This is a genomic window from Psychrobacter arcticus 273-4, assembly GCF_000012305.1.
Lineage (GTDB): Bacteria > Pseudomonadota > Gammaproteobacteria > Pseudomonadales > Moraxellaceae > Psychrobacter > Psychrobacter arcticus.
Window position 1 is genome coordinate 1,279,534 of the sequence record NC_007204.1, and the last position, 26,774, is coordinate 1,306,307.

Genomic DNA, 26,774 nt, shown 5'->3' on the forward strand with positions numbered 1-26,774 from the left:
AGCCATTGTAGAATAAATAATAACAGTGCTTATGCCAAGTTCATCACTCGATAAGCGTATTCGTCACTAAGCGTTTGTTCTCTATGCTGCTAGCATATCTCTCATCAACAAAAAAACCAATGCATCTCCCAAAATTCTTACCATTACTGCCTTTGTCATCCTTATTTATAGAATCAATAAAATAGTAGGGTCTACCAGTGGCAGCATGACATTATCGAGAGCGTCTATGCAAACGACCAATATAGCCAAGAATCAGCCTTTACGTCATATCTCAATGACTGACAATCAAGTGATTCAAAATAAAGTCATTCAAAATAAAGTACCACGTACCTTGATAATGGGTGGCGCGCTGACGATGGCAGTATTCATGACAGGCTGTAGCCCTACTGAAGCCACGAAAAATGAGACACAGACCAGCGCACAAAAATCAGCAGCACCGTCGCAAGATATTAATCTGCTTAACGTTTCTTACGATGTCTCACGCGATTTTTATAAGGACTACAATACCTTATTTGCTAAAGGCTACCAAAAAGAGCATCCCAATAGCAAAGTACACGTCAATCAGTCGCATGGTGGCTCGAGTAAGCAAGCACTGTCGGTTGCCAATGGTCTACAAGCGGATGTGGTGACCTTTAACCAAGAAAGCGATATGAATCTATTGGTCGAAAAAGGCTTGGTTGCTGCTGACTGGCAGAAAGCGTTACCAAACGGCGCTGTCCCTTATACCAGCACCATAGTGCTATTGGTACGTAGCGGAAATCCAAAGGGTATTAAAGACTGGCAAGATTTGGCCCGTAGTGACGTGGCTATAGTGATACCAAATCCAAAAACCAGTGGCACAGCGCGTTATGCCTTTTTGGGTGCCTATGGTTATGGTCTGCATCATTTTAAAGAAAATGTTGAAACCTCTATCAAAACAGATACCTTTATCAAGAAGCTGCTAGCAAACGTCGTCACTTATGACAATGGCGCGCGTGCAGCAACGACCAGCTTTACCCAGCGCGGTTTAGGGGATGTACTCATTACGACCGAAAACGAAGCGCATTTGGCTGCCAAGCAATTTGCCAAAGGACAGGTAGATATTGTCTATCCACGTTATTCAGTGTTGATTGCCAATCCTGTCGCGGTAGTCACTGCGGTAACTGATAAGGCGGGCAAAACAGAAGCGGCAAACACCTATCTAAAAAGCTTATGGGACACGCCAGCACAGGAGCTGATGGCACAGAGGTACATGCGTCCTAGTAATGAGCAAGTGCTTGCTGCCCATAAAGATACCTTGCTTGATATTGAGAGGTTTGAGCCGGTGAGTGTCTTTGGTCCTTGGACACAGATTATGGAGACGTTTTTTGTTGATGGCGGGCGTTTTGATAAGCTGGCAAGTGTGCAGTAAAGGTAACTAGATTAGTCAGTGACAAGCCGTTTGATTCAGATATTCATTCTTAACTTGGATGAGAGACTGAGTCAAACGGCTAAATGACCAGCAGACAGTGCAGTTATGGTTAAAAATATTTAGCTTATTCATTGCTGATAAATTTAAGTCATTGATAATATTATATTTACAAATCCTTTATTCCATTTTGGAAATAACATAAACATATTCATCATTAAACATAATAAGATAGCGCTGTTAGCATACTTACATTACTTATCAGACATATTTTTGAGGCAGCCATGACATCATATACCACAGGTTATAAAAATAAAACGCTTAGCGTCCTAAGTATCGCCGGTGTGGCGCTCACTTTAGGTATCGCAGGCTGTAGTAACAATGAAAAGACTGAGCCGGCTGCCAATGCAGAGGGCAAACCAGCAGCGACAGAAGGGCAGGACATCGAGCTATTAAACGTCTCTTATGATGTCGCCCGTGATTTTTACAAAGACTACAATCCATTATTTGTTGATCATTACCAAGCTGAAAACCCAAACAGTAATATTCTTATCAATCAGTCGCATGGTGGTTCAAGTAAACAAGCACTGTCGGTGGCAAATGGTCTACAAGCAGATGTCGCGACCATGAACCAAGGCTCTGATATTGAGCTGCTTGAGAAAAAAGGTTTGGTTGAGTCAGATTGGGAAAGCAAATTCCCAGACAATGCGGTACCTTTTACCAGTACCATCGTCTTCTTAGTGCGCAAAGACAATCCAAAAGGTATCAATGATTGGGCAGACTTGACCAAAGAGGGTGTTGAGATTGTCATGGCAAACCCAAAAGTCACGGGTAACGGTCGCTATGCTTTCTTAGGTGCTTATGGTTATGGCTTACATGCTTTTAATAAAGATGAAGCACAAGCGGAAAAATATGTTAAAGACATGCTAAAAAACGTCAAAGTTTATGAAAGTGGCGGGCGTGCAGCGACTACGACGTTTGTACAGCGTGGTATCGGTGATGTCTTAGTGACCTTTGAGAATGAAGCCAATCTTGCGGCAAAAGATTTTGGGGTTGGTCAAGTTGAGATCGTTTATCCAAAATACTCAATCAAGTCTGAAAGCCCAGTGGCTATCGTAAAAACAGTCACTGATAAAAAAGGCACCACAGATGCCGCCAAAGCATATCTTGATTTCTTATGGAGCGATGCTGCCCAGCAATTGGCAGCTGACTTATACTTACGCCCAAGTGTGAAGAGTGTATTGGATAAAAACAGTGATAAATTGCCACCGATTGACACTTTCCGTCCGAATGATGCGTTTGGCACATGGGATGAGATCATGAGCACCTATTTCAGTGATGGTGGTTTGTTTGATAAGTTGGCGGTTAATGCGCCTCAGTAATACCAGTAGTAATGTTAGTAACGACGTTTAAATAGCCGTGACTTATTTGAAGGGCGGCTACTGCATTATTTGATGATTAATCAGTAATGCACGACGTCATGAAATTATGTCAATCTCATAAAGGACATGGCCGACAACGCTATGTCCTTTATACCATGAGCATATTCATAATCTCTTTTTATCATACTTTTTTCTTCATATCGATACGACCGAGTGCTTACGATAAGTACCATCAGCTAGGCAATAGGACACCACTATGAGTGCAACAACATCTCCCACTAATAAGCCCCTTCCTAGAAAAGGTTGGTTAACACGCTTGCGTCAGCGCAATGTGCTACCAGGGTTTGGGCTAAGTATGGGCATCACTGTCTTTAGCTTGTCGCTGTTGGTAGTACTGCCATTTGCCATGATGGCCTATACCACAACACAAATGGGCTGGACGGGATTTTGGGGTACTATTAGCCAGCCGCAAGTGACCGCTGCTATTAAACTAAGCCTATGGATGTCGTTTTTGGCGATGCTGACCAATATGGTGTTTGGCACACTGGTCGCATGGGTGCTCGTACGCTATGAGTTTTGGGGCAAATCTTTGATAAATGCCTTGGTGGATTTACCCTTTGCGCTCCCAACAGCGGTCACTGGTATCTCGCTTGCGACTTTGTATGCACCCAATGGTCTTATCGGGCAGTGGTTTGCCAAGTTTGATATTCAAGTGGCTTTTACACCATTGGGTATTTGGCTGGCTTTAGTGGTTGTCAGCTTTCCCTTTATCGTCCGCGCTGTACAGCCCGTACTCGCAGAGTTATCTGTTGAATTTGAGGAGGCAGCAGCGGTATTGGGTGCCAATCGATTTACCACGTTTCGTAAGGTGATTTTGCCAGAGCTATTGCCTGCGTTATTGATGGGTGCAGGCATGATGTTTGCGCGTGCCACTGGTGAGTATGGTTCGGTCATTTTTATCGCTGGCAATATTCCGATGCAGTCTGAAATTTTACCATTAATCATTATTAGTAAGCTTGAGCAGTTTGACGTCCAAGGCGCATCAGCCATTGCATTATTTATGCTACTAATCTCCTTTGTGATTTTATTGACCATCAATATCGTACAGTGGAAGCTGTCGCGCCGTGTAGGAGCTCGCTAATGCAAATCTCTAATATCTACGACTACCAGAGCAACCCAGCAACCAAAGATACACTATGGATACGCCGTGCCTTTATCACCATCGCTGTGTTATTTATGGTTATTATGTTGGTTGTGCCACTGCTAGCCGTGTTCTATGAAGCCTTTAAGGGTGGCTGGCAGTTATATATCGCCTCTCTTGTCGATCCTGAAGCCTTGCAGGCGATTAAGCTAACCTTGATTACTGCCGCAATTGTCTTACCGATTAATATGGTGATGGGTATTGCTATTGCGTGGCTGGTGACCCGTTATCAGTTTAAAGGTAAACAGCTGGTGACCACTTTGCTTGATTTACCGTTTTCGGTGTCGCCCGTGGTCGCAGGTTTGATGTTTGTTTTGCTATTCGGGTTAAACTCTAGCATTGGTGGCTGGCTTGAGAGCATGGGATTTCAGGTAATCTATGCTGTACCGGGGATTATTTTAGCGACTTTGTTTGTCACCTTTCCCTTTGTGGCACGTGAGTTGATACCGCTGATGCAGACGCAGGGTGATAGTGAAGAGCAAGCTGCACTGACTTTGGGTGCTACTGGCTGGCAGACGTTTTGGCATGTGACACTGCCTAATATCAAATGGGCGCTGCTGTATGGTTTGATATTGACCAATGCGCGAGCGATGGGTGAGTTTGGTGCAGTGAGTGTGGTCTCAGGTCATATTCGCGGTGAAACCAATACCATGCCGCTACTGGTCGAAATTGCTTACAATGACTATAACTTTACCGCTGCGTTTGCTTTATCAAGCTTACTTGCCGCACTCGCTTTAGTAACGTTACTCATTCAGCAAATCATGACCAAGCTACAAGATCGCAAATTCGCTAAGTCTGAACGTTTGATAAGTGCGCCTGAACTACCAGTCAGTGCTAATGCTACTGTTGCAGAATCAGCAGGCAAAGCATAGCGATTCATGTCTATAGACGCCATTTCCGCTATTTGCCATAGTATTAAAACAATCTGCTACGCTACGATAAAAGAAATAATAAGAGACACCATTATGAGCATCGAGATTCGCAACGTTAATAAGAAATTTGGTAACTTTACCGCCTTAGATGATATCAATATCACGGTACCTACGGGTAAATTGACGACTTTATTGGGTCCTTCAGGCTGCGGTAAAACCACCTTGCTGCGTATCATTGCCGGTCTTGAGTATTCGGACTCTGGGCAGATACTGTTTGATGAACTAGACGTCACCAATACTCCGGTACAAAAGCGCCATATCGGCTTCATGTTTCAGCACTATGCATTATTTCGCCATAAAAATGTTGCTGACAATGTGGGCTTTGGTCTGACGTTGTTACCAAAGAATGAGCGCCCAAGTAAAGCGGATATCAATAAGCGCGTGGCTGAGCTATTAGATTTGGTGCAGTTGCCACAAGTGGCAACTGCTTACCCGCATCAATTATCAGGCGGTCAGCGTCAGCGTATTGCGCTGGCAAGAGCACTTGCGGTTAAGCCAAAACTACTATTATTAGATGAGCCGTTTGGGGCGCTGGATGCCAAAGTACGTAAAGAGCTGCGTACCTGGTTAAAAGACATTCATCATGAGCTTGGCATCACTAGCATCATGGTTACTCATGACCAAGAAGAGGCAAGGGCGGTATCTGATGAGATTGTGGTGATGAATCATGGTCGGGTTGAACAGGTAGGCACCTCAGAAGCATTGATCAATCGCCCAGCCAATGCCTTTGTCAGTGATTTCTTAGACTTGGTATAGTGTTTAATAAAGAATACTGTAGCGACTTTAAAGTATTTCAACTATATCAGTGCCGCATAAAAAAGACCTCATCATGAGGTCTTTTTTATGGGCTAACATAAGCCAAAGATCTTTAAGCAAAATTTTTCACTGCCTATCACAGCGCCTATTAGTGCTAGGCTAGTATTAGGCGGATTTTAGTATGGCTTTTTCTTTGCTTGATACCTGCTTGTAGGTAATGTCCAAAATATTTTGACACCATTCTGGCAAGTCATTTGCGACCTCGTACCACATCCAAGTGCCATCACGAACACAGTTTAAGATGCCCAGTTTTTTTAGGTGATTAAGGTGACGCGATATCGTTGGTTGTGGCTGATCAAGTATTTCTACTAACTCACCGACGCAGCGTGATTCTTTATTATATAGGATTTGGAAAATCTTCAAGCGCGTAGGGTCAGATAATACTTTAAACAACTCAAGCGGTTGTATCATAGAATTATTATTAGACATGGATCAATTCCAATATACATTTAGTTAATAGGGGCACAATATAGCAGCACTTATCCATAAAATCGATTAATAAACGACCAAATTTACAGTTCATCGCCATTTTACTACCTTAAGTACCGTAAAGTTACACGGATTGTTATATTCAGTTACATATATTAATTAAATTAATATAACTATAAAGTTTTGATTGAGATGATGGATAAGTATACCAAACACTATTGTAAATGCTAATAATTATCGTTAATATAGCTAATAATACGTTAGTCAATCACAGTAGGAACCCGCTTATGTACGTCTGTATCTGTAATGATGTCAAAGAAAAGCAAATAAAAGCCGCCATTGCTTCTGGTATCGATACGTTAGATGGTCTAAAAGACACCTTAGATGTCGCAACCTGCTGCGGATGCTGTGAGCCTATGGTAAATGACTATCTAGAGGAGCATCATGCCAAGTTCGATGTATTGGCTTATGCTGTTTAAAAACTAACTGTTTATATATTGGCGCTTTATCTATAAAATTATGAATACATATAACAAGCAATGATACATACAGGAGTGTAGGTGATGATTGGCAACCCTAAAGTGATTGATTATTTAAACTTTTTATTAGGTGGTGAGCTTGCAGCTCGTGACCAGTATTTCATCCACTCTGAGATGTATGCTGAATGGCATTACGGTAAATTGTACGACCGTATCAGCCATGAAATGGAAGATGAGACCTTACATGCACAGGCGATTATACGTCGTATTTTAATGTTAGGCGGCACGCCTAAAATGAGTGTTGATACCATTAATATTGGTACCACTGTACCTGAGATGCTACAGCTTGATTTAAATTTAGAGTATCAGGTACAAAAGCATCTCAAAGACGGTATCGCAATTTGCGAAGAAGTGCATGACTATGTCACACGCGAGATGTTGGTTGAGCAGCTCAAAGATACCGAAGAAGATCATACCCATTGGCTTGAGCAACAGTTGCGCCTTATTGATATGATTGGTCTGCCAAATTATTTGCAAAGTCAGATGGCTGAAGTCTCTCCCAATCTTGTTTGATAGTAACGGATGACAATCACCATATAGATAGTTAGCTCAAATAACAAATACCTAGGTAGGGAGAGAGAAAAATGAAAGGGGATAAAGAGATTATCCGCGCACTTAATAAAGTTCTGGGTCAGTCATTAATAGCCATCAATCAGTATTTTTTGCATGCGCGTATTGCTCGCCATTGGGGTTTAGAGTCATTAAACGAAAGTTTCTATAAACAGTCTATTGCAGAGATGAAATGGTCTGATGATCTAATTGCTCGAATTTTGTTGCTAGGTGGTTTGCCGAATTTGCAAGATTATGGCAAGATGTTCATCGCTGAAGATGTGCCTGAAATGATTGACTGCAATTTACGCTTAGAGAAGCAAAAGTTTAGCATTATCACCGATGCGATTACTTTGTGTGAGACGCAGCAGGATTATGTGTCGCGTCAGCTACTGGTCACTCTAAAAGAGGGTAATGAAGAGTATCAAGACTGGCTTGAGACGCAAGAAGATTTGATGAAAGATGTCGGTATTGAAAACTATATCCAATCGCAGATGAATGACGATTAAATATTAGCAACTCTCATTGAATCACAATAAGCCAGCTTACGTTTTGGTTATAACCCAAGCATAAGCTGGCTTTTTTTGATCTATTGTTTATCTACGATTTTTTATCCAAATATTCTTGTTTATATTTTCGATACAAGCTTTCAACACCCATTTTCAATATAAGCCGCGACCATCCTCGGGTTTTAAGCGTAAGAAATGCAATCCTGAGAGAATGGTAAACAGACCCAATATCCAATAGGTGGTTTGAAAGGCGGTCAATGTATCCATCTGTAGGCGCTCACGTAGTAGATTGAGCAGTGCAGCACCAAAGGCAATGCCAAAGCTGATTGCCAATTGTTGGTTGACGGCCATCAAACTATTGCCGCTACTGGTTTGTGCGCCGTGCAGGTCGCCAATGGTGATGGTGTTCATCGCACTGAACTGCATAGAGTTACACGCGCCCATCACTGTCAAAATAGGGATAAACCACATCCACTGTGCCGCATCATTAAACTGCGCCAAGATGATAATCAGTATGCCTATCAAAGTCGTGTTGTAGACTAATACCGTCCGATAGCTATAACGCTGAATAATGTTACTCACCCAAGGCTTGATGCCGATAGCCCCTACAGCAATAGGAGCGAGTAGCCAGCCCGCTTGCGATGGAGAGTACTCGAACACCACCTGCAGCAGTAGTGGAAGTAAAAATGGTACAGCGCTAATGCCCAATCGGGTAAATAAATTGCCTGTGATGCCGATACGAAAGGTACGTATATCAAACAAACTCAATGGAAATAGCGGTGTTGCGCGGCGTTTTGCGTGCCAAATATAAGCGCCGAGCAATAGACTTGCCAGCAATCCAAGCATCATTCCATAAAATTCACGCCCGACTTGTGTGCCAAATTCTACTGCCAGAGTAAAACCACACGCAGCAGCGGCAAACAATAAAAACCCTGTCCAATCTAGACGCTTGGAGTCCTCAAACAATGCTGGCACCAGTTTTTTGCCCATGATAAAACCAAAAATACCCATCGGGATATTGATTAAAAATATCCAGTGCCAGCTGGTGTACTGTACGATATAACCACCCAATACTGGTCCGACCAATGGTGCAACCAAAGCAGGGATGACCGCAAAGTTCATCACCGTTAATAGCTTATTGCGCGGATAAGACTTGACCAATATCAAGCGTGCAACCGGTGTCATCATCGCGCCGCCGATACCTTGTACGATACGTGAACTGATCAAAAAATCCAAGGTCGGAGAAGCGGCACACAATAGCGAGCCGATACAAAATATGATAATGGCGGACAAGAACACGCGGCGTGTGCCATATTTATCGGCTAAAAATCCGCTAATAGGAATAAAAATCGCCAAAGTAAGCGCGTAGCTGATAACCGCCCATTGCATTTGTAGTGGTGATTCGCCCAATGCTTGTGCCATCTGTGGTAGGGAGGTATTTAGAATAGTAGCGTCTAAAATTTGCATAAATAACGCTACCGCCAGTACATAAGGTAGGTATTTATCTTGCGTTGGAGTCAGTGCTACCATATTGATGTCACCATATCTTTAGAGCAGTGGCTTGTTGAAACTCACCTTAATCGACAGTAAATTTTATACAAAGACATTATATTATGCGTAGTATAAAAACAACTGCCGAGCAGTTAAAGAGCAGCATAGTAATCATTACCACATTAATTACAAGACAAGACTTTAATAGCAGGATCAGTCCCCGTTATAGTGGGAGGTATATGGTAAACACCACCATTTTTAAAATATGACAACCAACACAACAAAAAATAGGTCGAATTATGAGTCAGAATAATAATCCTACGAACGGTCAGATAGAGAGCTATACACCGCCTAAAGTTTGGACAAAAGATAAAGAAAACGGCGGCAAATTTTCGAGTATCAATAGTCCAACTGCTGGCGTGCGCCATGATAAAGTGCTGCCAGTAGGCGATGCTTCGTTACAGCTGTATTCATTGAATACGCCAAATGGCGTTAAGGTAAACATTCTACTAGAAGAGCTGGCTGAGCTTGGTATCAAAGAAGCAGCATACAATGCTTACCTCATAGATATCTCGAAAGGCGATCAGTTTGGCTCAGGATTCGTTGCTATTAACCCAAACTCAAAGATACCGGCTTTGGTTGACCACAGTAATAGCGAGGCTGGCGAGCCGATTGCTATCTTTGAGTCTGGCGCTATCTTAATGTACTTAGCGGAGAAATTTGGCAAATTTATTCCGATGCAGCAAGGTAAGGCACGCGTTGAGTGTCTGTCTTGGCTGATGTGGCAGATGGGTAGCGCGCCTTTCTTAGGTGGTGGTTTTGGGCATTTTTACGCCTACGCTCCTGAGCCTATGGAATATCCTATCAATCGCTATACCATGGAAGTCAAACGCCAGCTTGATGTCCTTGACCGCCATCTAAAAGACCATGCATATATGGGCGGAGATGAGGAGTCTGACTATAATATCGCCGATATGATTATTTGGGCATGGTATGGTCAATTGGCACTTGGCAAGCTTTATGAGGCGGCAGAATTCTTACAAGTTGATGAGTACCCGCATTTACAGCGCTGGGCGAAAACAATTGCCGAACGTCCAGCAGTTAAACGAGCGGTGGACTTAGTCCTTGAGCCTATTACTTAGGCTGGTTGTCATAATAATTAACTTTAACGTTTAATTTATTTAGTTATAAATATTTGATATTAAAGATAAATAACCAATATAGCTCTATATCTTAATGAATAAAAAGATTAATAAGCACCTGTCTTATTAATCTTTTTTTGCTTTAAATATTCATGTATTCCAAAGACATATACCAGTCGCACCTCTTTAATAACGTATTTATTTTGAACTGACTGTGTATGAATATAGCTATTTAGGATTATACTTCATTATTTACATAATGGTACATTAGTACAACAGATAGAAACATGGATACGTTAAGATAGCAGCCTCCACCCAAAAAGGGTAGGCGCTTAAACCTCTTCTATTGATGAATGATGATTATGAAGGAGAATGATATGCTTAGGAGTAGACCAACCCTCTTATTGAGTAAAAATGGTTCTAGTAGCCAGAGCGATGTTGTCAAACCTAAATACTCAAACAACCCCTATATTAAAGCGCCGTCTAAAAAAACAAAAAAGATAACAAAAACCATGTCAAAAAGAATTTTATTACCAATACTTGCCGCCATCAGTGCAGCGTTATACAGCGCTGCAAGTAGTGCTGACACGCCTGTAGATTTTACCAACCAAGATTGGCACGTGGTCTGTGACAATACACGTACTTGCCGGCTGGCTGGTTATCAGGCAAATAATGATATCGAATTGCCAGTGTCTTTATTGTTGATACGCCGTGCAGGTGCCAATGCCACGGTTGATGCTCGGGTCAAGCTCGGCGGTGCAAGAGAAAATTCTGCCAAAGCCTTGATGCAGCTGGGTAACCGTCACCGGATATCCTTATTTATTAACGATAAAGATTATGGCGAAGCCAAACCTTTTTCAGGTGCTGCTGGTTATGCTGAGCTCACCTCACCGCAGGTCACAGCGCTATTAGAGGCACTGACCAAATCAAGCAAGATAGAGCTGGTTATCCGCAACACGCGCTGGCGGTTGTCCGATAAAGGGGCGAGTGCAGTCATGCTAAAAGCGGATGAAGCACAAGGTCGAGTGGGCACAGCCAGTGCTTTTATTCGTACAGAGGGCGCAAACAAATCCAATAGCGGTGTGTTATCACCCAAGTCGATACCAGCGATACGGATGGTGATGCCCAATCCTAAGGCCACGTCTGGCAATAAGAAAAAATTCGTTATGCGCTCATCCCAGTTATCAGATTTGATGAAAGACACCATAAAAAATGTCAGTAGCAACTGCCCAAGCTTATCTGACAAATCGTCATGGAACGCCAATCGTCTAAACAGCAAGCAGTTGCTGGTACAGCATAATTGCTGGACAGGTGCTTATAATGCAGGTAAAGGTGTCTGGGTCATCAATGACACCAAACCATACGAGCCAAAGCTGATCACAACTAATGCTACGGATTATGACAAGGGTCAGATCACCGCTATCCAAAAAGGTCGTGGTCTTGGCGATTGTATATCTAAAACCGAGTGGTTATGGACGGGTAAGGACTTTGAGAAAAGTCATGAGAGCAACACTGGTCTGTGCCGTATGATTGAAGCGGGTGGTGCTTGGCAGATGCCACTTTACGTCACTGACGTCAAGATATCACGTTAATATTAATGCCTCAATTTCTGCTGACTTCTCTTTTAAAACGGTAATGATAGTTTGTTCGATACTTTTTAGAGAAAATGAGTCGCAAGCGGTAAAAATTATTTAATGCAAAAACACCTATATTATTAACCATGTATGGTTCAACAATCCTTGTTTCATAGCTCTTTTCCATAATAATCGAAAAAACAGCTACTGATTACAGTTTTGTTGTGTTATACTGCGTCGCCACGTTAGCATAGTCTAATGTGAATTATGAGATTGATAACATCGCCTGCGATTTTGGGTCTAGGATGACCGAAAGTAATTGTTGCCGATGATTTTGTGTACTTAAATAATCCTATTATTTTTGACTCATATCTTATCTACTGACCCTTGTATGGGCTAGATTGGTTGTTATTTTCCTTTATCTGCTTTGGACAAAGCATTGGTATTGAGTTTTTAGCAGACAAGGATGAGACACTCGGCACTACCACCAAAATACGTCAGACAGCACGAACGCCTTTATATAATTTTGACAAGCCTTATGGGTTTGGTATTTGATTATCATTATTTTGATAATCAGATTATATGGGTAGCGTGGTGAACGGTTATCAGTGGTATGCATCAAGTTTGCTGAATTTACAGCAGCTTATACTTACCAAGGATATTCATGACTGACATCTTATCTGCAATCGCTGCTGAAAACGGCATTATCGAAAGCACTGACACCCCAAACACTACTGCAAATACCGATACTAATAATGAAGCGGCTACGACTGACGCTACTGACGAAAATAAAGTTACCTTTACTGACCTAAATATTGCCAAGCCAATTCTTAGCGCGCTTGAGCGTAGTGGTTATACTCACCCAACACCTATTCAAGCAGAAGCCATTCCTTTTGCATTACAAGGTCGTGACCTTTTGTTATCTGCGCAAACGGGTAGTGGTAAAACAGCTGCATTCGTTATCCCAGTACTTGATCGCTTGAGCCGTGCAACCAGCTTCGACAAATTGACCAAAGCTCTTATTCTAACGCCAACGCGTGAACTTGCTCAGCAAGTACATGATAGCGTACGTACGTATTCTAAAGATATGCGTGGTCTATTCTGCGTGCCTTTAGTTGGCGGCGCACCATACAACGGTCAGATTACTGCTTTGAAAAAAGGCGTACAAGTTATCGTTGCAACCCCAGGTCGTTTACTTGACCATATCAATGCGGGTCGCGTTGACTTATCAAGCCTTGAAATCTTGGTACTTGATGAAGCTGACCGTATGCTAGATATGGGTTTTGCTGACGATATCAGCGACATACTACGTGCAGCACCGATTGATCGTCAAACGATTATGTGTTCAGCAACTTGGGACGGTCCTGTCGGCAAAATCGCTGCCAGCTTCACCAAAAACCCTGAGCGTGTATCAATCAAAGTTGAATCTGCGCACATCGAAGAAAAAGTGTATTACTGTGATGATTTTGATCACAAAAACCGTTTGCTTGACAAAATCGTTTGCCACAAAGATATGGAACAAATCATTATCTTTGCTGCCACTAAACGTAGTACTGAAAAATTAGCAAAACAGCTACAAGAAGCCGGTCATAAAGCAAGCTTCCTACATGGCGATTTGCCACAAAGCAAGCGTAACCGCATTGTTCAAGACCTACGTAATGGTAAATGCAAAATCTTAGTTGCGACCGACGTAGCGGCTCGTGGTCTAGACGTTCCAGCACTATCGCACGTCATTAACTATGACTTACCGCGTCAAACGGAAGATTACGTCCATCGTATCGGTCGTTGTGGTCGTGCAGGCCGTACTGGTGTTGCTATAAGCTTATGTAGCATGGATGACCGTCCACAGCTTAACGCTATTAACCGTTATTTAGATCGTAAAATGGAAGCCTCTGTTATCGAAGGCATGGAGCCTAAGAAAACTTACGTTCCTAGCGAAAACAAAGGCAATGGTCGTGGTCGTGGCCGTGGTCGTTCAAACGGCGGTGGTAATGGTAATGGTCAAGGTCGTGGTCGTTCAGCGGGTGGTTATGCTGGTTCTGGCGCTAGTAAACCTAGTGGTCAAGGCCGTGGTCGCCCATCAGGTGATAGCAGCAACGCTACTGGTCAACGCGCAAGCAATGACAGCGGTTATCAAGGTAAGCCACGTGATTCATCTGGCAAGCCAAATGAGCGTTCAGGTGGCAAGCCTTACCAAGGTAAGCGTACTGGTGCTCCTAGCCGCGGCGATAGCACTGGCGTTCCACGTGGTGAGCGTGCTGCAACGGGTCGTGGTCGTCCAAGTGGTAGCCAAGGTCGCCCAGCAGCTCGTTCAGACAGCCGTGGTCAAGGTCGTCCAACTGGCGGCAACCGTGGTAACAACTCGTAATAGCCTTATTTTAGAGGATTAATGATTTTAATAATCATACCTTAATCGTCTAAAGATATAGCAAAAAGCCAGATACTTGTTATCTGGCTTTTTTGTGTTTAATAGTTTGATATTAACCACCACGTAGAGATATGACCCAAGTATATGCAGGTATTTAAAAACTGTTGCTTATTCAAATCTTTTAAAATTAAGCTTTGTACTCGATAGCTACTTGCGCGTCTTTTTTGCCTTGTCTATACTGACAGATTTTTTCCTATCGTGTGCTGCGGAGCCATTGGATGCCTGATATTTCTAATTTAGCTATTGAAAGCTTGCCATTAGCGTTTGGCATCATTATGGCGATTATCGGATTGGTTTTTTATACCCAAGCATTGCCTGGTAAGTTTTGGCAACGGTTTTATGCGGTGCTACCGGGTATCGTACTGTGCTGTTTTATACCTGCGACGCTAAACAGCTTAGGTGTCTTCGCTGACGGTATTGGCTCGCAGATTTATGGTTTTACTGCTACTTATCTGTTGCCAGCCAGTTTACTGCTAATGACCTTATCAATGGATGTACCGAAGATACTGGGCTTAGGCTGGAAAGCGATAGCTATGTTCTTCGCGGCCAGTATCGCCATTGTCATTAGTGGTCCTATTAGCTTAGGTATCGCTAAATGGGTGTCGCCTGAGATGTTTACCGATGACACGCTATGGCGCGGCTTTTCAGCGGTTGCTGGTAGCTGGATTGGCGGCGCGGCCAACCAAGCAGCGATGAAGGAGCTGTTCGGGGTCAGTGATGATCTGTTTGGGATGATGATATTGGTCGATACCACCAATGCTTCACTGTGGTTACTGGCCATCTTAGTCATGGCAAAACACAGTGAAAAGATTGACAAGTTTTTACGGGCGGATAGCAGTAGCATTGATAAGGTCGTCAAAGCCGTTGAAAGTTATGAGCGTGACAATGCTCGTCCTGCCACGCTTAATGATTTGATGGTGATGTTTGGTTTGTGCTTTGCCATGGTTGGTGTAGCACATTTCGTTGGTGGTCAGATTGCAGGGTTCTTTGCCCCTTATAGTTGGGCGGTACAATACAGCTTTGCCAGCTCATTCTTTTGGATGGTGGTGATTATCACCTTAATAGGGGTAGTTTTCTCCTTTACCAAAATACGTCGCCTTGATCATGTTGGTGCTTCAAAAATTGGTACCGTCTTTATCTTCATATTAATTGCTGCTATTGGTATGCAAATTAATCTAGCAGGTATCGTCTCACAATGGCGACTGCTACTAATTGGTTTGCTTTGGATGAGCATCCATGTGATATTGATATTTATTTTTGCCAGAATCATCCGTGCGCCGTTTTTCTTTTTGGCAGTCGGCTCCAATGCCAATACTGGCGGCGCGTCATCGGCACCCATTGTCGCAACGGCATTTCACCCGTCACTAGCGCCAGTTGGGGTGTTTTTGGGTATTTTAGGCTATGCCGTGGGTACCTTTGGTGGTTACATCAGTACGCAGATGATGCGGCTGGTGGTGGGGTGATGGAGTTTTTATCAGTATTGACAGCTTTTATCCAAATAATCACCCAACCACCTCAAAAATTCATCACTTGTTGTTGAGACATTTAGGCGCAGATGGGTTGAGGCGCTGACATCGGGATAAAATAATTGCCCCGGTGCGACCAGCCAGCCTTCTTTATAGGCATCTAGTGCCAGCTGGCTGGTATCTTGCCCCATATCTACCCAAACAAAAAGACCTGCTTGTGTATGTTCAGGGTAGATAAGCCTTATCTTTGGTAATGCTTTTCGCATTCTTTCATGAGCCCTATACAAATGCTGCTGCACTTTTTTAATCTGCCGACGATACTCACCATGCGTCCATAAATGATGACAAACCCGTTCGCCAAATTCTGGCGTGTTTGAATTGCTTAAGGTTTTAATACGCAATACATCATCAATATAGTTATCAGGACAGACCAACATGCCGACGCGCCAGCCTGACGCCATTGACTTTGAAAACCCAGTCGCATAAAACACCCGCTCGAACTGATCAAGGCTGGCATAACGCAGCACTTGACCACCCGGTACAAATGCAGCGTATAAATCGTCCTCAAAAATATAAGCATCGTACTCATGAATAAGATTGAGTACTTGGTGCGCGCGGGCAGGATGTAGATTATAGGATGTTGGGTTGTGCAGCACGCTATTGGTCAAATAGAGCTTAGGGCGATGCGCAGCGAATAGCTTTTGCATCTGCTCAATATTAGGCCCTTGATGGTCACGTTCTACAGAGACGACGTTTAATCCTTGTTGTTGCAGGCAGCTTGATAGCCAATACCAGCCCGGCCCATCAACGACCACCGTATCCCCAGCTTGAGTAAGAAGCCGCGCAACCATGGTCACGGCTTGCGATACCCCAGCTGTAGTAATCACATGGTCAGCATGGGTTTGCATGCCCAGTGTATGCAGGTGTTGAACCAGCTGCTGACGTAGCGGCAGATAGCCTTGAACATTACCATAATCATAGATAAAGCTATCGGCTTGCTGGGTTACCTGCCGTATGGCCCATTCCATCTTATCATTACGTACCCAGTCTCTCGGTAATGTTCCCACCCCTGGCGAGCGATTATGCGGGATATCACTAAAGACTTGTTGCACCAGCCAGCGCGTATCTATTACTGGGTGCTTAAAAACTTTTCTTTTATCATCATTCGGCTGAACTAATTTTGACTGCGTATTGACATAATACCCTGAGCTGGGCTTAGCTATTAGCACACCGGTAGCCACCAATTGCTCATAAGCTTGTACCACCGTAAAGCTTGATATATTTAATAGTTTCGCTAACTTTCGCACCGAGGGCACACGCTGATTGGGCAGGTAAATATGCCAGTCAATACGCTGCTGTAACCATTCAGCGACAGCGGCAGTCTTGGTTAAATTTGGATTGAGCGTATAGGTTTCGACCATAATGAATGTACTTATCTCTTCAATGTAATGATTAATTGTAACGTTAAGAGCAACTATACACTTTGTTCACCATTAGTGAAACTGTATCGGGTCTGTTATGGCTATTTAAACTATAGTTGAGTATATCAACAATAGTTAGAATCATACGGATGGTAGACAGAATGAACTTAACCGCAAGCTTTGACGGCAGTATAACGGCATAGGCTGTATTTATACTGGTCAATTCCATCACGTCCGAATACAACAACTTAATGTCAATAAACAATCATTATTTAGGATCATCCTATGACCCCAATCCACATTGCCTTAGCCGTATTGGTTACCTTTATATGGGGTGTGAATTTTACCTTTATTGCATGGGCGCTTGAAAGCTTTCCACCGTTAATGCTCACTGCCCTACGCTTTTTCTTTACCGCTGTGCCCCTTGTTCTTTTTCTCAAGCCGCCTAAATTCAACCGTACGTTATTTATTTATGCGATCGGTACCTTTGTCATGCAGTATGCTTTTGTATTCACCGCCATGCATTTGGGTGCATCGGCAGGGTTGACGGCGCTGTTGTTGCAAGTTCAAATTTTCATCACCGTCTTGCTGGCGTATGTCATATTAGGTGAAGCGGTGAGTCGTATGCAGATTATCGGTATGTTAGTTGGTGTGCTAGGGCTTGGTGTGATTGCGCTAAATCTCGGCGGTGATATGCCCTTGGTTGGCTTTATCTGCATATTGATTGCAGCCATAGGTTGGAGCTTTGGCAATATTGCTTCAAAACAAGCCTCAACGCAGCAAAGTACTAGTAATATTTCTACTGCCTCGCCTGTTGATAGCAACAATAGAACATCGGCACTATCTGCGTTATCACTAGTGGTATGGGGCGGTCTGATCGCTTGTGTGATTTTGACGTTATCTTCTCTACTATTCGAGACCGAAGCATGGCATCTCACGACATTTACGCATGCATCCTTTAAGTCTTGGCTATCGCTTGGGTTTATTGTCTATGTCTCAACCCTGATTGGCTTTGGACTGTGGGCGCATTTGCTTAGTCAAAATATCGCCTCTAAGGTTGTGCCATTTGCCTTACTGGTACCCGTATTCGGTATGGCGACTTCAGTGCTGCTCATAGGAGAGGTGGTCACATGGTGGAAGGTGCTAGCAATGGTGCTCATCTTATCTGGACTGATATTGGCTAATGTGAAGATAGGACTAGGCAGGAGGTCTGCTCACGCGTAGTAGTAAATAACTTATGCAACCTATTAATATCTACTAACCACGTTTGGAAAGATTTTTTGTAATTCGCTTCCTAATATTGATGAGATTATGGTGAATTTCTTTCGTTAAACGCTGCTGTGATTAGAATTAGTAAGAATAGACAAAAAGAGCAGTGCATCACATATGAGGCATTGCTCTTTTTTTATTTTAAACGCTTTATATCCCACTATGATAAAGATTAAAACAGGCTGCTTATTGATACAGCTATACACTCACAGTCAAAAACTCTGCACGCACAGTCAATCTATTTTGCCAAAACCTCGCTATAGTGAAAAATCTTGATCATTAGGATAGATGATAAGCCAGATAAAGCGCGTGCTGAAGGGTAAGGATAAATGGTCATATAGACCGGAATATTCTTATTTAGCTTATACAAACGCGCTTCTTCTGACCCAAATTTCTCGACAAGGAGTCTTTCATGAGCAACGCTCACCCCTCTATAGATCCTATTACCTTGTCTGTCGTACCTAGCGCCCTAGAAACGGCGCAGCGTGAGAGGACAACCACCTTAGAAAAAACCGCCCGTTCGAGTGTCTTTAACTTAGCCCATGACTATAGTAATGCGCTGTTTGATCATTTGCCTGAGATGATTTTGCAAGGGCAAGATATTCCCATTCATTAGAGGTTAAAATCTTAGAGCAGCTGCTTAACCTTATTGTATTGACATTGAGCGCTCCGAAAGAGGTAATTATGAGTAGCAGCTCGTCCATACAATCGGTGCACCTAAAGTGCATCGAGCATTACGTCTATTTGCACCTAGAAAACCCTACTTTAACCCCAGCAATGGTCGCTGCGTTTAAAGCAGGCCAATCATATCTTAAAAACCAAAAGCTACGTAACCATCGATGAAGTGGCGCATAGAGTCGGTTATGGCGACCAAGGTTACTTCTCACGCATTTATAAGCAGCATTTCGGCTATACGCCGCGAAACACCCCAAACACAGGTATAGGATAGTCATTGTCATGTACCCTGTCATACAGTCGCTGTATGATTTACGAATTGAGCATAATTGCGTATATTAAGGAAAAACTAAGATGACTGATGCTACGAATGATAAAACAGCAAAAGTAGAGATTTATGAAAGCGCTGATGGACAGGCGCAGATAGAGATACGCTTAGAACATGACACTCTATGGCTCTCGCAGGCCCAATTGGCTACGCTGTTTGAAAAAGACTCTGATACAATAGGATTGCATCTAAAAAATATTTATAAGGAAGGTGAGTTAGACCCAGAAGCAACTACCGAGCAATCCTCGGTAGTTCGTCAAGAGGGAAGTCGGCAGGTTCGACGCAACATTCGCTTTTACAATCTAGATGCTATTATTTCTGTGGGTTATCGGGTTAATTCCAAAAAAGGTACTCAGTTCCGTATATGGGCAACCCAACGCCTACGTGAATACTTGGTTCAAGGCTATACGCTCAATCAAGAGCGCTTTGATAAAAATTCAAGCGAGCTATAACAAGCTTTAAATTTAATTAGAAAAACCGCCCAAAGTCCCGAGCTGAAAACCGATGAAGGCTGTACTTTATGGTCAAAAACCATCCTTTTACCGATGGTAATAAACGCAGCGGCGCTTTTTTGTTTGTAGATTTTTTGCATCGTAATAATCGACTGCTTAATGATAAAGGTGACATGGTTATTAATAACACGGGGCTTGCCGCATTAACCTTGTTGGTTGCCGAGTCTGACCCCAACCAAAAAGAAACCTTGATTAAATTAATTATGAATATGCTGTCTTTAGAATCTTGATAAACAGGCTTATTATCAGCACCACTTAACCCCATAAAACGCATAACGCTAATAATAAAAAGCACAGTCTGACGACAAAAACTAAAGGAACTTCAATATGTTTAGCATGACAAAAGACTGGCGCGAGCAGCGCATATTGGACAGCAGCGAGTTTACCCATGCTGACTGGCTGCAAGCGGCTCAGCGTATTGTGATACTTGGTAGGTTGAACGAAGATGAGCTAACACGCTTGTTTGAGCTGGCGACGTTGTTTTTGGCGGATAAGTCGATTACTGGCGCGCAGGGTTTCGAGATTACCGATGCGGTCAAGCAATCTATCGCCTTACAAGCTTGCCTGCCTATTTTAAACCTAAGCCTTGAGTGGTACGCTGGCTGGTCGGCCATTATTATTTATCCGGGTTCTTACAAAAGCGAAACCACCACCGTTGATGAGTTGGGTATCGTTCATGAGGGCAGTCAGCATCGCAGCGGCGAAGCGTGGCTGCGCGGCCCCGTTATTCTGTCGTGGAAGGATGCCAAACACTCAGGTGAGCGCGATGGTCACAATGTCGTCATTCATGAGTTTGTACATAAGCTTGATATGCTAAATGGTCGCGCCAATGGTTTTCCGCCGCTACAACCGGATATGGATCCTGTGCGCTGGACTGAGATTATGACGCGAGATTTTGAGGATTTTCAAAGCCATCATAAATCAGGTTTTGACCGTTATGGCGCGACCAATCCTGCGGAATTTTTTGCGGTACTGAGTGAAGTGTTTTTTGAGACGCCGCAAAAGCTGATTGATGCTTATCCTGATATTTACGAGATAATGGTGAAATTTTTTCGGCAAACGCCACTTGAGCCAAGACCGTAAGATTTATGTATATCAAAAAGTAAATATATAATAGTTGAAGTAAACGAAAAGGGCAGTACATCACAAACAATATATTGTCCTTTTTATATAGAATATTCCTAATAAATCATATGCTTACAATATATTTATACTGTCCATCTATCATTAATAATGGCCACCAAATAGCGCTTACCTTGATAGTTATCAAATACCAAGCGCATTATACGCCAGTCCATACCATCATATTCCTCAGACCCTTTATCATGAAATTCAACAACATCTGAGTTCGGATAGATATCTCTTAAGTTATTAATCATACCAGCAGTTTGATGGAACTCATTGATTCTAATAGCGCTATTATTATATTTTTTAGCATCAATCCAAGTTCTTAGATATTCTGGTAGTGGTACTACCAATGCCTCGCCAGTACCGTCTTTTTCGCCCCAAGTGAAACGAATTTTTGATTGTTGTAGATACTGAGCATACTGCTCGCGGCTAAAGACTTTATCCGTATCAGTCCTTACGTAAGCATACATCGAAAAACGTACGCCACGAGTTGGGTGAATATCATCTATGATTCTAGAAAAATCATTATTGGCAAGCGCGCGCTGAATACGCAGTGCTTGCTGTTTGAGCGTTTGCTGGCTCATATCTGAGACTATAGGTACAGATGGGTTGCCAGTTGATTGATTTGGAGTGCTGGCGTTGGATTCAGCAGAAGATTGGCACCCTGTGATTGCTAGCACTAAACCAAAACCCGCCGCGGTTGATAGCTTATAAAGATAAGACTGAAAAATATTAGAACGAGTAGATGGCATCATAACAATATCCTTATCGTAGCTTATTTAAGTCAATCCAAAACACATACTAGATTCAATGTATATTTACCAATCAATAGTACTAATAACGCATCAAAGTTTATAATGGTGCTGTGTAAACAGTGTTTTTTAATAAACTCGATAGACACAATTAAGCAGTAAAGTAGTAAAGTAGTAGTTTGTATGTGATTTAATGAATATAACACTTAAAACGTCATATTTCATGGAGGGTGCCATGCAAAAAATGATATTTTCTATAATGATACTCACAATAGGGTTTTCTGCTATCACGGCTACTGCTAATCTAACGCAGCCATTACAGACAGCTTTTGCCATGAAAATTGATACTGTCGCTAAGATGTACCAGCAGGATGTGAGTAATGAAGGAATGGATAACCCAGTGGTATTACAACAATATGCCAATCCGGATCTAAAGGCTGCCATGCAGCGTGAGCAAGATTACTTTGCTAAAGCGCAAACATCCTGTCATGTGGGTTATGATGTATTGTGGAATTCTCAAGATCCTGATTATGCACAAGACAAGCAATTTTCGGTGACGACCAGAGGTTTGGTTCAAGTCAGCTTAGCGCATGGCCATAATGTTTATTATGAATTGTCCTGTGATAATTCTGCGTGCCAAGTGGCAGATGTAATCTTAGACGAGGATGGAACATCTTTACGAGCGCATTTGCTTAAAAACTGTCCTTAATGGGAAATTAATATATCGACATCAAATAACTGCTAATAGAAATCAATGGGATGATTAGCAAATAGCATTATACAAAATATGATGTGCCCAAATTCTAAAGCCGTTGGTTTGTTTTCGCATAATGTATATTATGTTAAATAGGCTGTTTTAGAGTTGCTGATATATAGTGTCTATGAGAAATTTTTTAATTATTCGTCATAGTATATATCAAGATAATTAAAACAGTCATGTGAATAATTTGGGTTGGAACAAAAGCAAGTGCGTATTGAAAACCACCAGTAATTGCCGCATTAATTGATTTAGAAATTGCATGTGTAGCTAAACCTAATAATAAGGCGAGCAATAAAATATGGTTAGTTGGGTTCCCTTGCATTACTACGGCAGCCATTGCTGCATGTATCTCAAAGATAGAAGTAAGTACGGTTCCTGCAATAAGACCAGCGTCACCCAGCCATAAACTTAAACCATAAACAATTACTTGAATAATAGTAAGTGTAACTACAATGATACCTGCCTCTTTTAAACTAAACATGGGTGTATCAGTTAACTTAACTTTCTCTCCGGATCGAGTTTTTCTCATCAACCATATTCCAGGAATAATTAAAATTATTATTGCAATAATAGATGGGAATAATAAAATTTTAAGCCAAGTAAAACTTACACCTGCAACAATAATAAGAAGTTGTACCAATGTTGCGACACAGGATATAAGGGCAGCTCCAGCATTTTCTTTTGCATCTGCACGACCATGACGAACTTCTATTCCAAGGCTTGCAATCGTGGCTGTACTGGATACAAATCCTGATGCTAAAGCAGATAAAAACATGGCGTGGCGTGATGATAGAAGCCTCTTTGCCATATGTGCTAGTGCTTGAATTGCTAAAACCAATGTCAATAATTTTAAAATAATATAAGGATTTAGTACTGAACCCCAAAGAGCCCTATTGGGGGTTAAAGGAAGTGCAATTAAAAGTAAAGCAAGTAAAAAGATACCATCTTTGAATTCAAGCTCAGTAATCCATTTAGTCGCTACTCCATGCATTGAATGCTTTGTCATTAGAAGGAAGGTAAGGACTACTGTAAGTGCAGCTGCATAAGAAATATGCCATAAACATAGTCCACCTATAAAATAGGTGAGTATAAAAGCAAGTTCAGTTGTTACACCTGGATCTTCAATTTGTTTATTAATAGAGATGATACTTATACTACCTACTATCAATGCCCCTATGAGTCCTATAAAAAAACCGAAAGAAAAACAAATTGCCCCTAATAGAGAGCAAATTGCAAAAGATCTAATACCTGCAAAGCTGTGTTGATTTCCACGTTGTTTGCTACGCTCTCTTTCTAGACCAATGAGTAGTCCACAACCTAGTGCTGCAGTAGTTGCAGTAATTAAATTTTGGACAGGTTCAATCGTAAATGTATTAACAATTATGAAATTCATCCCACTCTCCATGACCCCTGCTGTCAAATCCGTATAACTAAACTTGGGAGGTTTTGATTACGCAGCATGACGATAAAAATCAAACTACACCTGTCTTGGTGATCTATAGCTAAAATCTAATACATGTATGTAGTTGTTCATTTTCATGAACTAAAAATAATTATTTATTCATAAAAATAAAGTATTTATCTTATATAACAATAGCTTGTATATAGTAAAATTAATGAACCTTATTTTACATAAACATAAACCCAATAAACTGTTTTAGAGTTAATGATAGCACGGGTTTTAGATAATTAGGTTTCTAGTGCATTGGATACAGTCCGACATATCCTACTAATATGCGATGAAGCTTCAAACTATGTGCAGTTTGAAGCTTCATCGCACCGCTTATAGCCGTCGCCTGCTGCTGTGAAAACAAGGCTGTGATTGACCTTGTTTTATGCACTATTTTCGTTTTTTAATTATTCTTGATAGCGAGGGTAATCACTGTAGCCAATGGCAGTGCCACCATACATCGTGGCAGGATCTACTTCATTGAGTGACCAATTATTGGCTATGCGTTCAGGTAAATCGGGATTAGCAATAAAAGGACGACCAAAAGCAAATAAATCACCATAACCTTTAGATAATATATCGACCGACTTTTGCACAGTGTACTTACCTGCATAAATAATACGTTGTGAAAACTCAGCTCTGACGGCTTGATAAAAAGGCTCTGGTAAATCAGGCGCATTGTCCCAATCAGCCTCTGCAATGGATAAGTAAGCAATGCCCGCTTGTTCAAGAACCTTAATCGCTTCAATATAGGTATGATGAGGATCTGCTTCTACCAGCCCTAGATACACACGAGTCTCATTAGTACTTGCAAATAAAGGCGCAAAACGTACGCCTAAACGATCAGCACCAACCACATCACTGACGGCAGCAACCACTTCTTTTAAAAAACGCAGACGATTGGTCAGCGAACCACCATATTGATCATCACGTGTATTGCTATGCTCAGAGATAAATTGATTCACCAAATAGCCATTGGCACAGTGTAGCTCTACCCCATCGAAACCCGCTTCTAGTGCGTTGCGCGCGGCTTGTGCGTACATAGCGACCAGTTCACCCACTTCTTCTGTGCTCAGTGCGCGTGGCTCACTTGGGTCGGCTAAAGCGCCCTCGCCTGGACCTGTCTCAATAAATACTTTGACGTTATTAGCGGTGATAGCAGATGGAGCGATAGGCTGATTTTGATTTGGCTGTAAGTTGGTATGAGACACGCGTCCAACGTGCCACAGCTGAGCAAAAATAATACCACCTTTAGCATGTACTGCCTGCGTGACTTTTTTCCAGCCTTCAATTTGTGCTGGTGAATGAATCCCTGGCGTCCACGCATAACCTTGGCCTCTTGGCTCAATCTGTGTACCTTCAGTCACCATAAAACCTGCTGAGGCACGCTGTGCATAATAGCTTGCCATTAAATCATTAGGAATATTGCCAGGTTGCGTGCTACGACAGCGTGTCAAAGGCGGCAGCACGATACGGTTTTTAAGAGTATAAGGTCCAAGTTGTATAGAGGAAAATAATGTACTGGTATTTGGCATAGGTTGTTTCATAACACTCTCTTTTAAAGCAAACGGATAGGCTTATTCTTTGAGCCACATCCTTTTTTAAGGTTGAATGGCTGCGTAAGCAATGTTGGTCAGCATAGAGTTTTATGGGTACAATTAGAAACAAGCCTTTATTGTTTGGGATACAATTATTAATGGTACATAATATGAATGGTATGAATGGTATGAATGGTATGAATCGGCTTGATATCAAGCAGCTTAGAGTATTGCACGCACTGCTTGATCTACAAAATCTCTCACAAGTCGCGCGCAAAATGGGACTGACACAACAAGCGATTAGTGAGCAGTTGCGTAAGCTACGGGATTTGCTTGATGATCGTTTGTTTATTCGTCAAGGCAATAGCATGGTGGCAACCCCAAAAGCACTATCGATGCAGCAACCTATCGGCGATATATTAAAACAGTTGGAAGTGTTGTTAGAGCCAGAGGTGTTTACGCCGCAAACATACAAAGGCGTCTTTACGATTAGCGCAACCGACTATGCGACGCAGGCATTATTGCCGCAGTTGTTTAATATAACGCGCCGTGAAGCGCCTGATTTAAGGCTGATAGTGAGAGATTTTGCCTCAGACAATATCAATCAGCTTATTGCGGCAGGCGAACTTGATTTGCTGATTACTTTTCCAGAGTTTATCCCTGATAACTTATCCTATGTGACACTATTTGAAGAACAACATTTATGTGTGACAGGTTATAAAAACACCTTTGCAACAGATATCTTCACACTGGCGCAAGTTGCCGCACACCCGCAGCTGGTGGTATCACCTTCGCGTGCCAATTTGCGCGGCTCGCATGATCAATGGTTTGCAGAAAAAGGGCTCAAACGCCATATTGTGATGTCAGTTCCTAGCTTCTCAGCAGTGCCAGATATCCTGCACACTACCGATATGATTGCCTTTTATCCTTCACGGTTATTACCAAACAATAAAGTTAAAGAGCTTAAAGTCGAAGCATTACCGCCTACCTTTAAGGTAATCGCGGCATGGCATCCACGTACCAGCGACAGCGGTATACATCGCTGGTTAATTGAACAATTACAAAACTTATAATGTATAGGATTGGCCAATCTTAA

At 42.3% G+C, this 26,774-nt stretch carries 26 protein-coding genes; 20 read left to right on the forward strand and 6 right to left on the reverse strand.

What is annotated here, in order from left to right; genetic code table 11:
- Positions 1-226 precede the first annotated feature (226 nt).
- The 5 genes from PSYC_RS05580 (at position 227) to PSYC_RS05600 (ending at position 5,658) form a co-directional block, all read left to right on the forward strand.
- Positions 227-1,390, forward strand: coding sequence for a sulfate ABC transporter substrate-binding protein (locus tag PSYC_RS05580; RefSeq protein ID WP_227500362.1), 1,164 nt, complete (start codon positions 227-229; stop codon positions 1,388-1,390).
- Between the two features lie 281 nt (positions 1,391-1,671).
- Positions 1,672-2,769 (forward strand): sulfate ABC transporter substrate-binding protein, encoded by a 1,098-nt coding sequence (locus tag PSYC_RS05585; RefSeq protein WP_011280345.1) that lies wholly within the window; start codon positions 1,672-1,674, stop codon positions 2,767-2,769.
- Positions 2,770-3,025: 256 nt separating this feature from the next.
- The gene (gene cysT / locus PSYC_RS05590; RefSeq protein WP_011280346.1) at positions 3,026-3,910 is read left to right on the forward strand and encodes a sulfate ABC transporter permease subunit CysT; all 885 of its coding nucleotides are present in this window, start codon (positions 3,026-3,028) and stop codon (positions 3,908-3,910) included.
- On the forward strand, positions 3,910-4,842 hold the full coding sequence (gene cysW, locus PSYC_RS05595) for a sulfate ABC transporter permease subunit CysW (RefSeq protein ID WP_011280347.1): 933 nt from the start codon (positions 3,910-3,912) through the stop codon (positions 4,840-4,842). Before cysT ends, cysW begins: the two co-directional genes overlap by 1 nt.
- A gap of 93 nt (positions 4,843-4,935) precedes the next feature.
- Positions 4,936-5,658: a sulfate/molybdate ABC transporter ATP-binding protein gene (locus tag PSYC_RS05600; protein WP_083756035.1), complete on the forward strand. Its 723-nt coding sequence runs from the start codon at positions 4,936-4,938 to the stop codon at positions 5,656-5,658.
- 165 nt (positions 5,659-5,823) lie between these two features.
- On the opposite strand, the gene PSYC_RS05605 is transcribed toward PSYC_RS05600, so the two are convergent.
- Complete coding sequence (locus PSYC_RS05605; protein ID WP_011280349.1) at positions 5,824-6,147, reverse strand: ArsR/SmtB family transcription factor; 324 nt, start codon at positions 6,145-6,147, stop codon at positions 5,824-5,826.
- Positions 6,148-6,434: 287 nt separating this feature from the next.
- On the opposite strand from PSYC_RS05605, the gene PSYC_RS05610 reads away from it, so the two are divergent.
- The 3 genes from PSYC_RS05610 (at position 6,435) to bfr (PSYC_RS05620) (ending at position 7,744) form a co-directional block, all read left to right on the forward strand.
- Complete coding sequence (locus PSYC_RS05610) at positions 6,435-6,626, forward strand: (2Fe-2S)-binding protein (RefSeq protein ID WP_041757645.1); 192 nt, start codon at positions 6,435-6,437, stop codon at positions 6,624-6,626.
- Positions 6,627-6,710: 84 nt separating this feature from the next.
- Positions 6,711-7,199 carry a bacterioferritin gene (gene bfr / locus PSYC_RS05615; RefSeq protein ID WP_011280351.1) on the forward strand — a complete coding sequence of 163 codons (489 nt, stop codon included), beginning with the start codon at positions 6,711-6,713 and terminating at the stop codon, positions 7,197-7,199.
- A gap of 71 nt (positions 7,200-7,270) precedes the next feature.
- The gene (bfr, locus tag PSYC_RS05620; RefSeq protein WP_011280352.1) at positions 7,271-7,744 is read left to right on the forward strand and encodes a bacterioferritin; all 474 of its coding nucleotides are present in this window, start codon (positions 7,271-7,273) and stop codon (positions 7,742-7,744) included.
- Between the two features lie 153 nt (positions 7,745-7,897).
- Here the strand turns inward: bfr (PSYC_RS05620) and PSYC_RS05625 are convergent, their stop codons facing one another.
- Positions 7,898-9,274 carry a DHA2 family efflux MFS transporter permease subunit gene (locus PSYC_RS05625; RefSeq protein ID WP_011280353.1) on the reverse strand — a complete coding sequence of 459 codons (1,377 nt, stop codon included), beginning with the start codon at positions 9,272-9,274 and terminating at the stop codon, positions 7,898-7,900.
- 260 nt (positions 9,275-9,534) lie between these two features.
- Here PSYC_RS05625 and yghU point away from each other — a divergent pair, with 260 nt between their 5' ends.
- The 4 genes from yghU to PSYC_RS05645 all read left to right on the forward strand — a co-directional run bounded on the left by yghU (position 9,535) and on the right by PSYC_RS05645 (position 15,842).
- A complete protein-coding gene (gene yghU / locus PSYC_RS05630; RefSeq protein WP_011280354.1) occupies positions 9,535-10,377 on the forward strand; it encodes a glutathione-dependent disulfide-bond oxidoreductase in 843 nt (280 codons plus the stop codon).
- A gap of 512 nt (positions 10,378-10,889) precedes the next feature.
- Positions 10,890-11,969 (forward strand): DUF1176 domain-containing protein, encoded by a 1,080-nt coding sequence (locus PSYC_RS05635; RefSeq protein ID WP_227500363.1) that lies wholly within the window; start codon positions 10,890-10,892, stop codon positions 11,967-11,969.
- 646 nt (positions 11,970-12,615) lie between these two features.
- Complete coding sequence (locus tag PSYC_RS05640; RefSeq protein ID WP_011280356.1) at positions 12,616-14,319, forward strand: DEAD/DEAH box helicase; 1,704 nt, start codon at positions 12,616-12,618, stop codon at positions 14,317-14,319.
- Positions 14,320-14,597: 278 nt separating this feature from the next.
- Positions 14,598-15,842 carry a DUF819 domain-containing protein gene (locus tag PSYC_RS05645; RefSeq protein ID WP_011280357.1) on the forward strand — a complete coding sequence of 415 codons (1,245 nt, stop codon included), beginning with the start codon at positions 14,598-14,600 and terminating at the stop codon, positions 15,840-15,842.
- Positions 15,843-15,853: 11 nt separating this feature from the next.
- Here the strand turns inward: PSYC_RS05645 and PSYC_RS05650 are convergent, their stop codons facing one another.
- The gene (locus PSYC_RS05650) at positions 15,854-17,266 is read right to left on the reverse strand and encodes a PLP-dependent aminotransferase family protein (RefSeq protein WP_011280358.1); all 1,413 of its coding nucleotides are present in this window, start codon (positions 17,264-17,266) and stop codon (positions 15,854-15,856) included.
- A gap of 285 nt (positions 17,267-17,551) precedes the next feature.
- On the opposite strand from PSYC_RS05650, the gene PSYC_RS05655 reads away from it, so the two are divergent.
- The 6 genes from PSYC_RS05655 (at position 17,552) to PSYC_RS05670 (ending at position 21,133) form a co-directional block, all read left to right on the forward strand.
- Positions 17,552-18,490: an EamA family transporter gene (locus PSYC_RS05655; protein WP_011280359.1), complete on the forward strand. Its 939-nt coding sequence runs from the start codon at positions 17,552-17,554 to the stop codon at positions 18,488-18,490.
- A 457-nt stretch (positions 18,491-18,947) separates the two neighbouring features.
- Positions 18,948-19,151, forward strand: coding sequence for a hydantoinase B/oxoprolinase family protein (locus PSYC_RS05660; protein WP_041757648.1), 204 nt, complete (start codon positions 18,948-18,950; stop codon positions 19,149-19,151).
- A gap of 168 nt (positions 19,152-19,319) precedes the next feature.
- Positions 19,320-19,484 (forward strand): helix-turn-helix domain-containing protein, encoded by a 165-nt coding sequence (locus PSYC_RS12005; protein WP_083756036.1) that lies wholly within the window; start codon positions 19,320-19,322, stop codon positions 19,482-19,484.
- 80 nt (positions 19,485-19,564) lie between these two features.
- A complete protein-coding gene (locus tag PSYC_RS11935) occupies positions 19,565-19,990 on the forward strand; it encodes a virulence RhuM family protein (protein ID WP_011280360.1) in 426 nt (141 codons plus the stop codon).
- Positions 19,991-20,058: 68 nt separating this feature from the next.
- Positions 20,059-20,280: a Fic family protein gene (locus PSYC_RS11940; protein WP_011280361.1), complete on the forward strand. Its 222-nt coding sequence runs from the start codon at positions 20,059-20,061 to the stop codon at positions 20,278-20,280.
- 97 nt (positions 20,281-20,377) lie between these two features.
- Entirely contained in the window at positions 20,378-21,133 is a 756-nt protein-coding gene (locus PSYC_RS05670; RefSeq protein WP_011280362.1) for a zinc-dependent peptidase, read from the forward strand.
- Between the two features lie 125 nt (positions 21,134-21,258).
- On the opposite strand, the gene PSYC_RS05675 is transcribed toward PSYC_RS05670, so the two are convergent.
- The gene (locus PSYC_RS05675; protein WP_011280363.1) at positions 21,259-21,933 is read right to left on the reverse strand and encodes a hypothetical protein; all 675 of its coding nucleotides are present in this window, start codon (positions 21,931-21,933) and stop codon (positions 21,259-21,261) included.
- 232 nt (positions 21,934-22,165) lie between these two features.
- Here PSYC_RS05675 and PSYC_RS05680 point away from each other — a divergent pair, with 232 nt between their 5' ends.
- Positions 22,166-22,639 (forward strand): hypothetical protein, encoded by a 474-nt coding sequence (locus PSYC_RS05680; protein ID WP_011280364.1) that lies wholly within the window; start codon positions 22,166-22,168, stop codon positions 22,637-22,639.
- Positions 22,640-22,823: 184 nt separating this feature from the next.
- On the opposite strand, the gene PSYC_RS05685 is transcribed toward PSYC_RS05680, so the two are convergent.
- Positions 22,824-24,083 carry an MgtC/SapB family protein gene (locus tag PSYC_RS05685; RefSeq protein ID WP_011280365.1) on the reverse strand — a complete coding sequence of 420 codons (1,260 nt, stop codon included), beginning with the start codon at positions 24,081-24,083 and terminating at the stop codon, positions 22,824-22,826.
- 464 nt (positions 24,084-24,547) lie between these two features.
- Positions 24,548-25,687 carry an alkene reductase gene (locus PSYC_RS05690; RefSeq protein WP_041757651.1) on the reverse strand — a complete coding sequence of 380 codons (1,140 nt, stop codon included), beginning with the start codon at positions 25,685-25,687 and terminating at the stop codon, positions 24,548-24,550.
- A gap of 101 nt (positions 25,688-25,788) precedes the next feature.
- Here PSYC_RS05690 and PSYC_RS05695 point away from each other — a divergent pair, with 101 nt between their 5' ends.
- The gene (locus tag PSYC_RS05695) at positions 25,789-26,751 is read left to right on the forward strand and encodes a LysR family transcriptional regulator (RefSeq protein ID WP_264622167.1); all 963 of its coding nucleotides are present in this window, start codon (positions 25,789-25,791) and stop codon (positions 26,749-26,751) included.
- Positions 26,752-26,774: the final 23 nt, after the last annotated feature.

Bases quoted from the DNA above. Each gene is read 5' to 3' on its own strand.
- cysW (WP_011280347.1), top strand. From the start codon at position 3,910: ATGCAAATCTCTAATATCTACGACTACCAGAGCAACCCAGCAACCAAA.
- PSYC_RS05600 (WP_083756035.1), top strand. From the start codon at position 4,936: ATGAGCATCGAGATTCGCAACGTTAATAAGAAATTTGGTAACTTTACC.
- PSYC_RS05585 (WP_011280345.1), top strand. From the start codon at position 1,672: ATGACATCATATACCACAGGTTATAAAAATAAAACGCTTAGCGTCCTA.
- PSYC_RS05650 (WP_011280358.1), bottom strand. From the start codon at position 17,266: ATGGTCGAAACCTATACGCTCAATCCAAATTTAACCAAGACTGCCGCT.
- PSYC_RS05695 (WP_264622167.1), top strand. From the start codon at position 25,789: ATGGGTACAATTAGAAACAAGCCTTTATTGTTTGGGATACAATTATTA.
- PSYC_RS05580 (WP_227500362.1), top strand. From the start codon at position 227: ATGCAAACGACCAATATAGCCAAGAATCAGCCTTTACGTCATATCTCA.
- PSYC_RS05640 (WP_011280356.1), top strand. From the start codon at position 12,616: ATGACTGACATCTTATCTGCAATCGCTGCTGAAAACGGCATTATCGAA.
- PSYC_RS11935 (WP_011280360.1), top strand. From the start codon at position 19,565: ATGACTGATGCTACGAATGATAAAACAGCAAAAGTAGAGATTTATGAA.
- PSYC_RS05685 (WP_011280365.1), bottom strand. From the start codon at position 24,083: ATGAATTTCATAATTGTTAATACATTTACGATTGAACCTGTCCAAAAT.
- bfr (WP_011280352.1), top strand. From the start codon at position 7,271: ATGAAAGGGGATAAAGAGATTATCCGCGCACTTAATAAAGTTCTGGGT.
- PSYC_RS05690 (WP_041757651.1), bottom strand. From the start codon at position 25,687: ATGAAACAACCTATGCCAAATACCAGTACATTATTTTCCTCTATACAA.
- PSYC_RS05655 (WP_011280359.1), top strand. From the start codon at position 17,552: ATGACCCCAATCCACATTGCCTTAGCCGTATTGGTTACCTTTATATGG.
- PSYC_RS05635 (WP_227500363.1), top strand. From the start codon at position 10,890: ATGTCAAAAAGAATTTTATTACCAATACTTGCCGCCATCAGTGCAGCG.
- PSYC_RS05680 (WP_011280364.1), top strand. From the start codon at position 22,166: ATGCAAAAAATGATATTTTCTATAATGATACTCACAATAGGGTTTTCT.
- PSYC_RS05670 (WP_011280362.1), top strand. From the start codon at position 20,378: ATGTTTAGCATGACAAAAGACTGGCGCGAGCAGCGCATATTGGACAGC.
- PSYC_RS05645 (WP_011280357.1), top strand. From the start codon at position 14,598: ATGCCTGATATTTCTAATTTAGCTATTGAAAGCTTGCCATTAGCGTTT.
- PSYC_RS05660 (WP_041757648.1), top strand. From the start codon at position 18,948: ATGAGCAACGCTCACCCCTCTATAGATCCTATTACCTTGTCTGTCGTA.
- yghU (WP_011280354.1), top strand. From the start codon at position 9,535: ATGAGTCAGAATAATAATCCTACGAACGGTCAGATAGAGAGCTATACA.
- cysT (WP_011280346.1), top strand. From the start codon at position 3,026: ATGAGTGCAACAACATCTCCCACTAATAAGCCCCTTCCTAGAAAAGGT.
- PSYC_RS05675 (WP_011280363.1), bottom strand. From the start codon at position 21,933: ATGATGCCATCTACTCGTTCTAATATTTTTCAGTCTTATCTTTATAAG.
- bfr (WP_011280351.1), top strand. From the start codon at position 6,711: ATGATTGGCAACCCTAAAGTGATTGATTATTTAAACTTTTTATTAGGT.
- PSYC_RS11940 (WP_011280361.1), top strand. From the start codon at position 20,059: ATGGTCAAAAACCATCCTTTTACCGATGGTAATAAACGCAGCGGCGCT.
- PSYC_RS05610 (WP_041757645.1), top strand. From the start codon at position 6,435: ATGTACGTCTGTATCTGTAATGATGTCAAAGAAAAGCAAATAAAAGCC.
- PSYC_RS05625 (WP_011280353.1), bottom strand. From the start codon at position 9,274: ATGGTAGCACTGACTCCAACGCAAGATAAATACCTACCTTATGTACTG.
- PSYC_RS05605 (WP_011280349.1), bottom strand. From the start codon at position 6,147: ATGTCTAATAATAATTCTATGATACAACCGCTTGAGTTGTTTAAAGTA.